We start from the raw sequence: 14,769 nt of genomic DNA on the forward strand, positions 1-14,769 counted from the left end.
ACATATCCTCCTTTGTATCCTAGAAATGAATACGCTGACCATACTGATCAATAAGCGCATCGTTATTAGTTTCCCCTAAATTACTGCTACCAAACACTGGTACACTAGTGCCCTGTGCATGCATAAGCTCAATGATTTGAGCGAATAAAGCATTTAATAAAGTCGCACCTAACACCGTTGATACAGGGGCATACTGCAATTGGTCAACGGTTAACACACCATCACCTAATGGCACATGCGTATTCAAAACTTCATCTACTACTTGTTCTAAACGCTTGCCTGACGGATGGCGCGATGGCTGGTGCTGATATTCCAGTGATTGCAGTGAAATGGTCAAAGCGCCCGCTTCCTTTGCATAGATAGCCATATCAATGGGCACTGGATTATTGGCAGAGGTTGAAATGATGATACAAACATCTTGGTCATCAAATTGCATCTGATCCTTATAGAAGGCTAAAAAAGCCTGTTTTTTTTCATTTTGTGAGGATTGCCGTGCACCCTGATGTAGCATTAACGATTCTATGTGTATCGGTTTGACAGGCACTAAGCCACCTGCTCTGTAGTAACATTCCTGTGCTAATAGCATGGAATGACCAGAGCCAAAGAGCTGGATAATGCCTCCCTTTGTGAGACGTTTAACAATTTGCTTGGCAATATGCATAAGTTGGTTGCTTTCCTGCTGTGCCACCATTGTTAAATATCGATTTACTTGTTGAAAATAGGTATTCATGTTCTATCACCTTTTCATTTCCATCGTTTCATGCAAGATGTTTGTATACCTGCTGCATATTAGTAACTATTGTCCACTTGAATTTGCATCATATAAGACCTTGCCCGCCTTAATCGTTTGGTGGAGCTTTAATTGTTCATCTAAAATCACTGCATCCGCATCAAAGCCTTGTATAAGCTGACCCTTATTACCTAGCTTCAATTGCTCGGCAGCATTAAAGCTGGACATTTTGACAAGCTCCTCCAGCGTACAATTCGTAATGTGATGCATATTCCGTACAGCCTGATCCATTTTTAAAATACTGCCTGCTAATGATCCATTTGACAAATGAGCGCCTGCTTCTGTCACATGAACTGTTTGACCACCTAAATCATATGCTCCGTAAGGCATTCCCTTTGCGCGCATGGCATCGGTAATTAAAATAAGCCCGTCTGCTCCCTTTAAGCGGTAGGCCATTTCCACCGCGCCTTCATGCATATGGATAAAGTCAACAATCAGTTCTGCTTTAATCGCATCTAGCAACAGGACACCGCCAACTACACCTGGATCTCGATGGTGGAATGGACGCATTTGGTTATATAAGTGTGTCCCCTGTGTGGCACCTAATTGAGCCGCTTGTTGCATTTGCTCAAAGGTCGCATCCGAGTGACCAATTGAAACAATGACACCGCTAGCAGAAATACTTTGCACAGCTGCCATGCCATTTGGTTCTTCTGGTGCTAGCGTAATTTGCTTAATTTTATGGCCACTTAGTTGCTGCCACTTTGTCCATATAGCCAAATCTAGCTCGACAATATATTCAAGCGGCTGTGCCCCTGCTCGCTGCTTTGAAACAAATGGCCCTTCGATATGAATACCGAGTACCTCTGCTTCGTCTGGCTGTGGCTGGAACTGTGCTACATTTTCAATAGCTCGTTCAATGTTGTCATAGCTTTGTGTCATCGTTGTAGCTAAAAAGCTTGTCGTTCCTTCTTTTAAAAGGGATTGAGCCATTGTATGAAGCCCTTCATCAGAAGCATCCATCGTATCCATTTGAGCGGATCCATGAATGTGCATATCAATAAATCCTGGCAATAAAAACTTCCCTGAACCATCAAGCTGTTCTACATCGTGGATATCAAGCTGAGGAGCAATTAGCGCAATTTTACCATCCTTCATCCATACATCAACCTGCTCATCTCGTCCATTGCCATTCACTACTGTGATATTTCGAATGAGTAAACTCAAGAAAAACATCTCCTTCTTGAACAAGGGCTGTCGAAAAGGCATCCGTGTGCAATAGCGCATTGCCTCTGTATACCTTCGCTAACAGCCCCATTAGTCGTTACTTCTTCATTGTAATAATATTCGTTGAGCCTGCTCGTTGATAGCCAGTCTTTTCAAGTGTAATCTCTTGCCCCATTAAGCTTGTAAAGACAACTGGTGTGATGACAGAAGGTACTTGCTCTTCAATCTGTACAATGTCTGCTTTTAATAACGCATCCCCACGCTTAACTTTTTGACCATCTGTAACGAACAGATCAAAACCATCACCATTTAGTTTGACTGTATCTAAGCCAACATGAATTAATACTTCAATGCCCGTATCAGATTTTAAGCCAATTGCATGCTTTGTTGGGAACACCATCACTACTTGACCATCAAATGGTGCATAGACTGCACCATCTGTCGGACGTATCCCGAAACCTGGGCCCATCAAGCCTGCTGAAAATGCCTCATCAGGCACTTCTGTTAAAGGTAATAAATCGCCCGTCATTGGCATTTCGAAATCACGGAATGTCACCGTGTCATTCTTCACCGTTTCTTCCAGGACAGGCTGTGCAACTGGAAGTCCTGCATTGGCTGGTGCTGGATTGCCTTTTTTCAAACGTTCTTTGATGGCTTCAGCTAAAAACTCCACGGATGTCCCAATGATTACTTGGACATTGGTTTTACTAATACGCATAACTCCTCTTGCACCTGTTTGCTTCAATGTTTTTTCATCGACGCTAGCAGAATCCAGTACAGACAAGCGTAAGCGGGTTGTACAATAATCCACCTGCTTAATATTGTCTTTTCCACCTAATGCTTCAATTGTATAATATGCACGTAAATCGATATCATCAGCAATAGCATTTACTTCGCCATCCTCATCCTCATCGTCTTCACGTCCAGGTGTTTTTAAGTCTAATTTTTTGATTAAGAAATAGAATACTACAAAGTAAATCGCCCCAAAGCCTAAACCTAAAGGTAATAAGAGCCATGGTTTATCTGCCAGACCAAGGTTTAGTAGGTAGTCACTTAAGCCTGCAGAGAAGCCAAAGCCATCACGGAACCCAACAAGATAGGCCACAGCCAATGAAATACCTGTTAATACAGCATGAATACCATAAAGAACTGGTGATAAGAACATAAAGGAAAATTCAATAGGCTCTGTAACACCCGTTAAAAAGGCTGTTAAAGCGATGGAAACGAACATCCCTCCAACGATTGGACGCTTTTCTTTTTTCGCTGCAAAATACATTGCTAGACAGGCTGCTGGTAAGCCAAACATCATGATTGGGAAGAAACCAGCTTGGAAATGTCCAGCTGTTGTGTCTCCTGCTAGGAAACGGTTAATATCCCCTTTCACGATTTCGCCTGCAGCATTTGTAAATTCACCGAAATCAAACCAAATAATTGTATTGATTACATGGTGGAGACCCACTGGAATTAATAGACGGTTGAAAAAGCCATACATCCCTACGCCAAGTGATCCTGCACCGATCATCCAATTGCCGAAAGCATCAATGCCACCTTGAATTGGTCCCCAAACAATCGCTAAAATACTACCTAAAATTGCCATGGTGATGGACGTAATAATCGGTACAAAGCGCCGTCCACCGAAGAATGATAACCATTCTGGAAATTTCACATTATAATATTTGTTATATAATAAGCCTGCCGTAATACCGGCAATAATACCACCAAACACACCCATATTTAATTCTTCGTTAACAGTCTCTAAAACGGCGACTAAAACAAGATGCGCAATCGCACCCGCTAGAGCTGCGCCGCCACCACTATCGTGTGCAAATCCCATCGCAATACCGATAGCAAAAATAATTGGTAAATTCCCTAGTATAGCATCACCAGAAGCGGCCATAATACTAGCAATGTACTGGATGGCTTCATTCGGTATGGCCCCAAGCATATCCGCTGAACCTAAACGCAATAGTAATGCTGCTGCTGGTAATGTTGCGATTGGAAACATGAGCGACTTACCAATTTTTTGTAAGAAAGCAAACATTCTTTATCCCCCTTTGGTATAGTTGTCTAGACCACTTTAGTAAAAAAAAAAGCGTTTTCACTAAGTTGCTATTATTATAGGCGCAATTCAAAAAAAAATAAATACTTTTTTAATATTTCGTGATGTTAAACAAAAAAACCGCACCCTAATCCAAAATTAGGGCACAGTTCTTCTTTAGCTTATGCCGTGACATCACGTTTCATAAAGGTTGAATAACTAATGACAAGGAAAACTACTGCGTAAATAGCAAGTACTGTTAATGAGAAGGGCAACGTCACATCAGCAATCATGGAGCCACCACCATGCTCATACTGTGTTAAATCAGAATGTGTGAGCCAAATATATTTGACGATGTCGTATCGGCTTAAGAACATAACTATCATGCCGCCTGTAAAAGAAAGGAACATCGTTAAACCGATTGCTAATGAACTTGAACGGAATACTGAACCAATCAAAAAGGCAAATAATGTAGACATCACAAAATCGCCACCAGATAATAGGTAATGATAGGCTAAATCACTCCATACGGCCTTTTCAACGATCTGTCCATTGACCATTTCTAATTCCACACCTGTTCCCATGCCGAACAAGACTAAGCCGATAAGGGCACTTACCACCACATTGACCACATACAATAGCAAACCAAAAAGGAATGTTGTCAGTAATTTTGACGTCAACACTTTGGCACGGGACATTGGACGCGTTAAGAGCATTTTAATCGTCCCTGTTGAAAATTCGCTCGATACAATACTAGCTGCGGTAATGACTGTAAATAAAGTAACAAGCGTAAGCATACCGCTTGTAAAGGACATAAAGCTTGCAAGACTACTATCTTTTTGACTTGGTGCATCATTCGCTAAACGATATTCAGAAATAGCCATCTGCTCTTGAAAGTATGCTTTATCTTCCTCCGTTAAATCCTCACCTGCTAGCGTCTCTTTATAGGATTGAATGGCCTCCTGCTCTATGTCCTGCCATGAGCCTTCCGTCGGGGATTTTACTTCATAATATTTGGTGATTCCAGCAGGAACAATAATGACAACAATCAGCATAGCCACCATTGCCCATGTTCCTTTTTTATGCCATAATTTCATCCACTCATTTTGAATTAGCTTCAGCAATTTGTCCGCCTCCAGTCATTTCTAAGAATTGATCCTCTAATGTTTTTTGATGTGGCTGTACGGCAAATAATTGAATACCCGCTTGGACTAGTTGTGTAGTCATAGCTGGAACATCTTCTTTCTTCATTTCCACCACATAGCCTTGATTCTCTGCTACAAAGTTAAAGTCACACTGTTCCAGATAAGCAGACACCTGCTCTTTTGGCTCAGCCTCCACATAATAAAACGATGAGCTTTCATTGTGAATATCGCGCAGATCAATTAGCTGCCCATTTTGAATCACGGCCACTCGATCACACATTAATTCAATTTCTGATAATAAGTGACTTGAGACAAAGACGGATACGCCCTCTTCTGAAGCAATCTTACGCAGGTACATACGAAACTCACGAATACCAGCAGGGTCTAAGCCATTCGTTGGTTCATCTAAAATTAAAAATTTCGGTCTGTGCAATAACGCCTGGGCTAATCCTAGTCGTTGTCTCATACCAAGTGAATACGTAGAGACCTTTTCATGTATACGATTTTCGAGCCCAACTTGTTGAATGACCTCCTGAATTCGTTCCTTTGTTACATTTTTATGCATACGTGCAAAATGTAGTAAATTTTTATAGCCTGACATAAATTTATACATTTCTGGATTTTCAACAATCACACCAACCTTACTAATGGCTTCCTCGTAATGCTCCTTCAGTGAAAGCCCGTCGATGATGACATTGCCCTCTGTTGGATGCATAAGCCCTGTCATCATTCGGATTGTTGTTGTTTTCCCCGCTCCATTCGGTCCTAAAAATCCTGTAATTTGGCCTGGATATAAATCAATGTTTAACTGTTGAATTAATTGCTTTCCTCGAATAGTTTTCGATAAATTTTGCAATTGTACAATCGGTTCTGTCATATTTTTCACCCTTTCTAATCTATTTCGCCTGAGCATTATGCAGTCTGGCACGACAACATTGCTTTATTGACGATTCTTTCTTCACCTTTAGCTGTCTTTTACTGAAGGACGATAAAACCCTTTCATCCACTCAACTGCATCCTTATTAGCCACATCGCGTAATGTTTCCACATTCTCGTAGGCCATGATTGATCCTGCCTGCAATAAAATAATTTGATCTAAAATAGGCTCTACCTCATATAATTCATGTGTAGATAGCAAAATCGTTTGATTTTCGATGTCCGTAAATTGAATTAAGCCTTTAATCAACTGCTCTCTCACAATTGGGTCTAGCCCAGCAAATGGTTCGTCCATGACATAATAAGGAACCTCTCGTCCAAGGGTGGCAGCCATTTTCATGCGACCACGATTACCCTTTGATAATTGGCGTAGCTTTGTGCGTTTATCTACCTGTAAAAATTGTGCGACGATACAGGCTTTGTCATAGGAAAAATCTTCAAATTGCGAAGCATAATGCTGGAAAAGCTGTTCACCCGTGTAGTACTCAAAAAATAAATCTGTATCTGGTAAATAAGCAATTTTGTCAGCACTTCTACGTGTGACTGGCTTACCCTCTAGTGTGATCTCACCAGCAGTGGGTCTCAGTAAACCAGCCAAAACTTTCATAAGCGTAGATTTACCACTACCATTTTCCCCAACTAGTCCAATGATTTGTCCAATTGGAAAGGAGAAGGATAGATCCTGTAAAACTGGCTTTTTCTTATATTGAAAAGATACATTTGATAGCTGTAACATCCCTTCACCTCACGCTTTATTTTTCAAAACTACAAGCATCTCTTCCTTCGAAAAGCCTAATGCCTCAATCGATGTTAAAAAATTTTCAGCCAGCTGATTTTTCATCTCTTCCCGCAATAACTCAATGCGCTCCTCATTGCTCGTAATAAATGTACCCTGTCCTCGTTTGGTTTCCGTTATATTCATTGCCTCTAACTCCTTGTATACACGTTGCACCGTATTGACATTGACACCTGTTTCTACTGCATATTCTCGAACGGAGGGAAGTCGATCACCTAGCTCCAACTTCCCCTTCAAAATGTCTCCACAAATTCGATCGACAAGCTGGCTATAAATGGGTTTGTCACGCGAAAAATCCATCGTCATCGTAAAACCACCCTTTCAAGCCACTTCGATGCTGCTAAAAACAGCAGTAGTAGTAATAACGTAATGGCTATTTCCTCAACGACATATATCGAGCCAAGCATCCATTCCATCGTCAATTCTTTCGCTTTTGGTAGATAGTGTTCGATGTTTTGAAGCGAAACTTCCCCATGGAGGAAGATCGTTCGATACAGCTGACTCTCCGTTACCCGCGCCCAACCAGCTGTGGTTACATAAAACACAATCATTGTCAGCACAATTGAAAAACGACCTATTATGCGCTTCAATTGCAAATAAAAAGCTAAAAAGAATAAAAGAACGATAAATAGCATTAATTGTAAAATTGTCAATATAATAACGATTATTACCAAAACTAATAAAATTTGTCCAGCGCTCGCGATCAGCTCATCCTTAATATTGAAAATGGCTATACTCGTGAAAAGGATAGTGAAGAGGACATAACCTACTAATGAGCAAACCAATTTTGCTCCGATAAGCTTTGTGATAGAGCTTGTTGAATGGAGCCAGCTCTCCTTTGCTTTAATATCCAATCGCATCGATGCTAAAAATTGTAAGATAGAATAGAATCCACCTAGAAAAAGGACGAGCATTGTAAATGCAAATGCTAGCTGATGCTCATGTGCAAAGAGATCGACATACTGATGTAAGATATAGGGAACGATCCAAGATAGCATAAGTCCCATAAATATCCCTACTAGAAACCATGAGCGATAAAGTACCCATTCTTTTTTTAAAAGTCCTGTAAAGCTTTTCAATCACAACACCTCGTGTCATAGTGTACTAGTTACATATTACACTATGACTTTTTTGTTGGCAAGTGGCAAATACAAGAAAAAGGAAATTTTGTTTACTCAACAATTACGCTTATGCTCAAAGAAGGTATTCACCTATTAAACACAGAATATATGGATAGCACTCTAACACTAAGCGTAAGGTGGTACTTGAATGGATAAAAGAGTTGTCTTTGATTTTGAAATTGAATTTACCAATGGTGGTGGCATACAAGGGCAGGATTTTCGCCTTGATATTGATGGAGATGACATATCGGACGAAGAGCTAGCTAAGTATATTGTGGAAGATATGAGGTTGCTCATGGTTGGCAAGGTAACGATCCTAAACAAAAAAATTATTGATGAAAAACATAAACGAAAACCTTTTGATGAGCAAGAAAGGACATGAAGCTCGTTGAAAGCGATACTATTTGATTTAGATGATACCTTACTTAATCGAAATCATGCTGTCGATAACCTGTTTTATATTATTTTGGAAAAATACTATGGTGTTATTCAGGGTATGCTCAAAAAGGACATGCTGGAAAAATTTAAGGAATACGATAAAAGAGACTATGGGATTGCCGATAAAACCAATGTTTTATCATCGTTTTTTAATGCGTTTCCATCAACCTTTCAATTGCCTCGCCATGACATGCAAGATTTTTGGGATCAGCAGTTTCCATATTGCTTTTCTATTGATCAACATGTGTTGAAGGTTCTCCAAACGATGAAGAAGCAAGTACAAGTTGGCATTATCACAAACGGCTCTACACAGCGACAAAAGGCTAAAATCACACATACAGGTTTAGCTAGCTATTTTGATGTTATCCTTATTTCGGAGGAAGTAGGCTTAACTAAGCCTGACAAACGCATATTTGAATTAGCTCTACATCAGCTCCAAGTTCAGCCAAATGAAGCCTTATTCGTTGGGGATGACTTAGCAAAAGATATTGCTGGTTGTCAGCGAGCAAGGATGAAGGGCATATGGTACAATCCTCATCGGCTCACGAATCCTACTGACATTAAACCTGATGCAGTGATTCATTCATTCGAGCAATTAATAAAAGGAAGAGCCCTGTTTAACTAGGACTCTTCCTTTGACTGTTACACCATTTTCCCTACTACTTTTACCTTTAATCTTGTTGCATTTTCTGGATGATACGCGAGAGGTGTTTCTTCTACTTCCACTAGCTCAATGGTATCCTCAAGAGCACCTGCTAATACGGCTTGTTTCACAGCCTTGTTTTGTGCATCCTTCAAGGATTCCTCACGCGGTTCTTTGGAATAAATATAAATTTGCTCATATTGACCACTAATTTGTGCAATCGAGGCTCCGATGGCATTCGCAACACCACCGTATTCAGATTTTACAATTGTGGAAACGCCCCGAATCTTTTCTGGCACAATGATACCACCACCCCCTACTAAGACTAGTGACACATCCTCTGAGGAAGTTTTCATCTTATCAATCGCCTGTTCTAGTAACGAAGAAATTTCTTCTTGAACGGCTTTGGCAAAGGCTTCATCAATATGTGCCACTAACGTGGAATCACCTACATCTGCTAAGCCTAAACGGACAGCGATATCTGTTGTCGTTAAGGTCGAGCCACCGAAAACAAGGGCCTCCTCACTGATTTTATAGCCTACACTATCCGGCCCGACTGTAATTTTGTTGCCGTTCACACGAACAATACTTCCCCCGCCAAGTCCGACTGAAATAATATCTGGCATCCTAAAGTTTGTCCGAATGTCTCCCACTTCAACTGCGACCGAGGATTCTCGCGGGAAACCATCCTGTAATACACCGATATCTGAAGTGGTACCCCCAACATCCAATACCATCGTGTTTTGAATTTGAGATAAATACGATGCTCCACGGATACTATTTGTTGGTCCACAGGCAATTGTTAAAATTGGGAATTGCTTGGCGTAGTCGATAGACATTAATGTACCGTCATTCTGGCATAAATAAACCTCTACATCAAAAATGCCTTCCGCTTGTAACGCCTGTACAAAGCCCTGTGTTGTTGTCTCAATCACCTTACATAATGCAGCATTTAGAATCGTAGCATTTTCACGTTCTATTAACCCGACTGAACCTATTAATGAGGAGCAGGAAATTGGAAATTCCTCGCCATAGACTTCTTGAATCCATTCACGAACCTGCAATTCTTGATCATTTTTAATAGAGGAAAAGACACCAACAATCGCAATGGATTCTACTTGACCACGCCATTCCTCTAGTAGTTTTGTAATTTCCTGTTGATCAAGCGCACTCAATAATTGGCCGTCATATTCATAACCACCATGGGCAATGGCATAATTACCAGATAATTTATCAATCATATCCGCTGGCCAAGCTGTATAAGGGAGTACGGAAGCCGTCGCTGGATAACCTAGTCGAATGACACCAACCTTTGCTAGCTTTTTACGTTCAACAATGGCATTGGTGCATTGTGTTGTCCCTAACATCGCATGAGTAATTTTTGTTTTGTCAATATTTGCACCCTCTAGTAATTGTTGCAGTGACTTTTCAATCCCTGTTTTAATATCTAAGCTTGTTGGTGATTTCACACTGTAAATAAGCTGGCTATTATGGTCTAAAAGGATGGCATCTGTGTTTGTTCCACCTACATCGATTCCAATTTTATACATGCTCTGCTACCTCCTTTTTCACCAATTCCTCAATTGGCGTATACTCATATTCATAGCCAAAGTATTTGGGTCCAGCTGTTTCAATACCTTTTGCTGTACGCCATTTTTCATGTGCTGGTAAGCCAATCACACGCACACGTTTACCATATTTTAAGCTCTCTGTTGTAACAGGCAGTAAAGTTTCATAATCCACCAAACAAATTAAGTCTGGTGTCATCGCTATAACCTGCCCGTTTTTCTCAGCTAATAAGTTTTCATTTTGGAAATGAACCTTCATTTGATCATTTTTAAAAGATTCAATACCTTCAAGATTCATTTTACCTAGGTTAAAGCCGCCCTTCGTTTCACGAATAACATCCACTATTTTTCCTTGGAAAAGCTCATATCCTTCCGCAAGCTTTAAAAGGCTTTGTAGCTTATCGTTCACCTCTTGATCTTTCGAGGCAATAATTTCACCGATTTTTTCAGAAAGCGTCACTATATGATGAACACCGCTTTGTTTAATTTGCGCACCCGTTGTTGGGTAGAGGCTCACTAAAGAACTAGCGCCCATTTCTACTGTTGCTGTTCGAGCGATACGCTCGGTCCATTTATTATCAATCGTTTCAAAAATACCAATATTCCCTTTTTCATCAGTGATGGCCATTGGCGTTGCCGAAATCCCATCTAAGTGGAATGTCACCATTTGTAATTCCGGAAATGCACGCCCCATGCCATCACAATCAATCAATGGTAAGCCAAGCTGTGCTGCTACTACAATAGGAATCATCGAATTGACCCCACCTGCTTCCATTGGATAGGTGCCTGCAATTTTTTCTTTCCCCAAATATTGGGCGAGCTTTTGGAAAACCTTAACAAACTCATCGCCACGTGGGAATTTTTCTACTAAAACTGATGGTGCCCCCATCATTGCGGCTGGAATGAAAAAATCATCATCCGCAATTTCATCCACTGAATACAACTTTACAGGGCCATTTTTTTCGATAGCAGAAAGCGCCATTAATTTTCCAATATAGGGATCTCCTCCCCCACCTGTTCCTAAAAATGCCGCCCCTATGGCAATATGTTCAATAGCTGCCTGATCTAAATATCTCATCTATGTTCCTCCAATATGACCGTTTTTTGTACAGATACACGATACCCAACATAATAAATCACGAATGAAATAATGATGCCAATCATCGGTTGGTTTGATAGCGCTGGCAATGCTGGGAATAAGGAAAATACCACTGGCATACAGGCAATTACAGCACCTACTAGCCAAGAAAATACACCTAATCGATTGACCCCTTCAACTTCCTGCCAGCTATCTGTTTTGCCTTTATGAATGACCCAGTAGGAAGCAATCATCACCCCTGCAACAGGCGGAATCATCGCCGATAAAATTGACATGATAGGTGTAAAATAATTTAAAATCCCTACAACGGCTAAGATTGTGCCAATTGTACCCGCCACACCTATGGCTAATCGTTCTTTGTTTTTAGCAACATCAAATACATTAATTAAGGCAATACCACCTGAAATTGCATTGACCAAATTGGTTTTCCATGTTGCTAAAATCAGACCCACTCCACCAATAAAGGGTGTTGCGATATGCAGAAAGACTGCTGTAATATCACTTGTTTGATAGGCAATCGTTAAGACAGCTCCCACAGCAATCATTAGCACCCCTGCAGGAATAATCCCTAATGTAGCGGCTTTGAAAACGTCTGAACGCTTTTTTGAAAATTGCGAATAATCACCCGCTATAACAGCCCCTAATGCAAAGGACCCAATCGTTACAGCTAAACCATCCATAAAGCTCATATTGCCCTGCGGCTGATAATCCCGAACGAGCTGTAGTTGCTCACCAGTTAATATTTGACCTAAACCATACAGACAAATGAGGACGAGCAATGGTACGGCGATATAGCTTAAAATACGCAACACCTTCATCCCATAAAGTGCGGATACGACCATGACCATACCACTAATGAAGGAAGCGATTGGAATGGGTATATTCAAATGATAGATTGCTAATAAGTTTGCTAAGGCTACGCCACACACATTGGCCTGAATGCCAAACCACCCTAAGCAAGCAATGGCTAAGATAATGGATAAAATTGTACGAGAGCCCTTTTTACCAAACACCTGTCCTGCTATATGGACAGTGGGCTTTCCTAAATCACTGCTTTGCATGCCTTGCAAGATCATGATGATCACGACAATAGCATAGCCTACAAAAGCAACAGCCAGTGCCTTTGATAAGCTCATATTGGTAATCAGTGCGTTACCGACTAATAAACTGGGAATACAAATCATGGCACCAGCCCAAATAATGCCTAAGCTATACCAAGATTGACCTTTATTTTCATTTTGCATGTGACTCCCTCCTTATTTGGTGATGGATTAATGTTTTTAATTATAGAAGACAGGTGAGTGTCGAGTCTTTTGCGCAAATGAAAAAAATAATCTGAAATTTTGTTCAAAATGACAAAATTTCAGATTATTCTAATCATTAATCAATCGATATAGCATGCAAGCCATGTAGGCATCATAAAATTCCGAATATACGGTAACATCTATGCCAATCAGCTCACTAATTTTTTTGATGCGGTATTTCACCGTGTTTTTATGGATATAGAGGAGCTCTGCACAGCGCTCCACACTAGCATTTGCATCTAATAAAAAGGTTATCAATGTCTGCAAGGAATCATGGTCACGTAAAATGGGTTCAATTACAGATAAATATTCTTCAATCATTTCCTCGCCCTGCTTACTGACATCAATTGCCCTTTTCATGGAGCGCACTTCCGCTGCAGTAAACAATTTTCGCATCGGATAAATCGTATGGGCTTTGTCCCCCACCTGATTGACCAATTGATACATTTGACGAACAGACTTTGTATTTCTCATTTTAGGTGCATAAACAATTTCTGCGATTTGGGCATCATACTGAGTCGTTTCACTATATTCAATGGCAATTTCAAACTCATGATGCTTATAAAAGCAATTGCCTACCAGTACAATCATACAATGGTCAATGCATTGGATGACTCTTGTTTGATAATATTTGGACAGTTGCTCTTCTAATTCATCGCGAATTCTTTTTTCGTCTGCTAAATCATGCATGTAGACAAGCCACATCATTTGAATGGCGGAAACATCAATATGAAGAAGATTGGCTAATCTTCTCATTTTTTCCCCCTCGTCATTGATAATAGCTTTAACTAAGGCATATTCACTAACCTCATCATGCTTGTCTCCCCATAAATTTATGGCTACTTGCACAACCTCACTTACTTTTTCAATTGTCTTAGCAGGTAATTTTGTATTTTCTTTAATCAGAAATAAAAATAGCGGTTCGCCATTTTTTTGATGTACTCTTTTATAGTCTACGACACAGGCAACATCACTTTTTAGCAACTCAAGCTTGCCTGCTTCCCTCTGAAAATTGGATTGGGAGCATTTTTCAATGACATTCGCTACATCTAATGATGAATTTCGTGGCCACATCACTTGGTTCACAATGTCAAAATGACTATTGGTGAGCACAATATTAGCCTTTAAACGATCTGAAAGCATTTTCAGTGTAATTTCAACACTTCTTAAATGCTCAGGTAGTAACGATACCTTTTCTAATGTCTCTTTGACAAAATGATCATTAACGCCTTGATTACTAACAATCGCTTCCATAACCTCATAGATAACCTCGTTATAGCGCAGTGAATAATCATTTCGCGGCATACAAATGATAATAAAGCCTTGTGCCTCCGCTAACGCAAGCACTTCTTCTGGAATATCAGGCAATACAATGCCGACATAATATAAAATAAGCCCCAGCTCTCCTAAATCATGTAAATGCTGAATCGTTTCACATTGCTGCTCCACACTATCTCGAATGGAGTAAAAGGAGCTAATGACAAGCTCCTCTGCATACCATTCCTCCTGTACACGGTTAATAATTTTCGAATAAAAATCAACATTCGATACCTCTAACACAGATAGAGATGATACAGTACGGTGTAAGTTATCTCGCCCTGTTAACACCTCTGCCCCTCGAAAAGATGGCAATTGTAATAATTCATTGACCGTTACCCCATGTTCCACCACCACTTTTCTTTACAACTCTTTTGAAGAAGAATACCATATCCCCTACTATCTTT

At 40.3% G+C, this 14,769-nt stretch carries 14 protein-coding genes; 2 read left to right on the plus strand and 12 right to left on the minus strand.

Annotated elements, in window-relative coordinates:
• Positions 1-19 precede the first annotated feature (19 nt).
• The 8 genes from QH639_RS13370 to QH639_RS13405 all read right to left on the minus strand — a co-directional run bounded on the left by QH639_RS13370 (position 20) and on the right by QH639_RS13405 (position 7,951).
• The gene (locus QH639_RS13370; RefSeq protein ID WP_281114648.1) at positions 20-730 is read right to left on the minus strand and encodes a sugar isomerase domain-containing protein; all 711 of its coding nucleotides are present in this window, start codon (positions 728-730) and stop codon (positions 20-22) included.
• Positions 731-796: 66 nt separating this feature from the next.
• Positions 797-1,957: an N-acetylglucosamine-6-phosphate deacetylase gene (gene nagA, locus QH639_RS13375; RefSeq protein WP_259419089.1), complete on the minus strand. Its 1,161-nt coding sequence runs from the start codon at positions 1,955-1,957 to the stop codon at positions 797-799.
• Between the two features lie 97 nt (positions 1,958-2,054).
• Positions 2,055-3,998 (minus strand): N-acetylglucosamine-specific PTS transporter subunit IIBC, encoded by a 1,944-nt coding sequence (gene nagE / locus QH639_RS13380; RefSeq protein WP_259419090.1) that lies wholly within the window; start codon positions 3,996-3,998, stop codon positions 2,055-2,057.
• Positions 3,999-4,177: 179 nt separating this feature from the next.
• A complete protein-coding gene (locus QH639_RS13385) occupies positions 4,178-5,119 on the minus strand; it encodes an ABC transporter permease (RefSeq protein ID WP_259419091.1) in 942 nt (313 codons plus the stop codon).
• On the minus strand, positions 5,097-6,017 hold the full coding sequence (locus QH639_RS13390; RefSeq protein WP_259419092.1) for an ABC transporter ATP-binding protein: 921 nt from the start codon (positions 6,015-6,017) through the stop codon (positions 5,097-5,099). Before QH639_RS13390 ends, QH639_RS13385 begins: the two co-directional genes overlap by 23 nt.
• Positions 6,018-6,104: 87 nt before the next feature.
• Positions 6,105-6,812 carry an ABC transporter ATP-binding protein gene (locus tag QH639_RS13395; RefSeq protein WP_281114649.1) on the minus strand — a complete coding sequence of 236 codons (708 nt, stop codon included), beginning with the start codon at positions 6,810-6,812 and terminating at the stop codon, positions 6,105-6,107.
• 9 nt (positions 6,813-6,821) lie between these two features.
• Positions 6,822-7,178: a GntR family transcriptional regulator gene (locus tag QH639_RS13400; protein WP_048390347.1), complete on the minus strand. Its 357-nt coding sequence runs from the start codon at positions 7,176-7,178 to the stop codon at positions 6,822-6,824.
• A complete protein-coding gene (locus QH639_RS13405; RefSeq protein ID WP_237900324.1) occupies positions 7,175-7,951 on the minus strand; it encodes a hypothetical protein in 777 nt (258 codons plus the stop codon). Before QH639_RS13405 ends, QH639_RS13400 begins: the two co-directional genes overlap by 4 nt.
• 190 nt (positions 7,952-8,141) lie before the next feature.
• Between QH639_RS13405 and QH639_RS13410 the strand changes: the two genes are divergently transcribed.
• Together QH639_RS13410 and QH639_RS13415 are read left to right on the plus strand one after the other, a co-directional pair.
• Positions 8,142-8,375 carry a cyclase gene (locus QH639_RS13410; protein WP_281114650.1) on the plus strand — a complete coding sequence of 78 codons (234 nt, stop codon included), beginning with the start codon at positions 8,142-8,144 and terminating at the stop codon, positions 8,373-8,375.
• A gap of 6 nt (positions 8,376-8,381) precedes the next feature.
• Entirely contained in the window at positions 8,382-9,056 is a 675-nt protein-coding gene (locus tag QH639_RS13415; RefSeq protein ID WP_281114651.1) for an HAD family hydrolase, read from the plus strand.
• Between the two features lie 17 nt (positions 9,057-9,073).
• Here the strand turns inward: QH639_RS13415 and QH639_RS13420 are convergent, their stop codons facing one another.
• From QH639_RS13420 to QH639_RS13435, 4 genes are all read right to left on the minus strand, one after another.
• Complete coding sequence (locus tag QH639_RS13420) at positions 9,074-10,624, minus strand: hydantoinase/oxoprolinase N-terminal domain-containing protein (RefSeq protein WP_054550891.1); 1,551 nt, start codon at positions 10,622-10,624, stop codon at positions 9,074-9,076.
• Positions 10,617-11,720 carry an S-methyl thiohydantoin desulfurase family protein gene (locus QH639_RS13425; protein WP_281114652.1) on the minus strand — a complete coding sequence of 368 codons (1,104 nt, stop codon included), beginning with the start codon at positions 11,718-11,720 and terminating at the stop codon, positions 10,617-10,619. Before QH639_RS13425 ends, QH639_RS13420 begins: the two co-directional genes overlap by 8 nt.
• Complete coding sequence (locus tag QH639_RS13430) at positions 11,717-12,985, minus strand: cytosine permease (protein WP_281114653.1); 1,269 nt, start codon at positions 12,983-12,985, stop codon at positions 11,717-11,719. Before QH639_RS13430 ends, QH639_RS13425 begins: the two co-directional genes overlap by 4 nt.
• A 129-nt stretch (positions 12,986-13,114) precedes the next feature.
• Positions 13,115-14,719, minus strand: coding sequence for a PucR family transcriptional regulator (locus QH639_RS13435; RefSeq protein WP_281114654.1), 1,605 nt, complete (start codon positions 14,717-14,719; stop codon positions 13,115-13,117).
• Between the last annotated feature and the right edge of the window lie 50 nt (positions 14,720-14,769).

Origin of the sequence: Lysinibacillus sp. 1 U-2021 (genome assembly GCF_029916965.1) — a bacterium.
In the GTDB taxonomy this organism is placed as follows: Bacteria; Bacillota; Bacilli; order Bacillales_A; family Planococcaceae; genus Lysinibacillus; species Lysinibacillus capsici.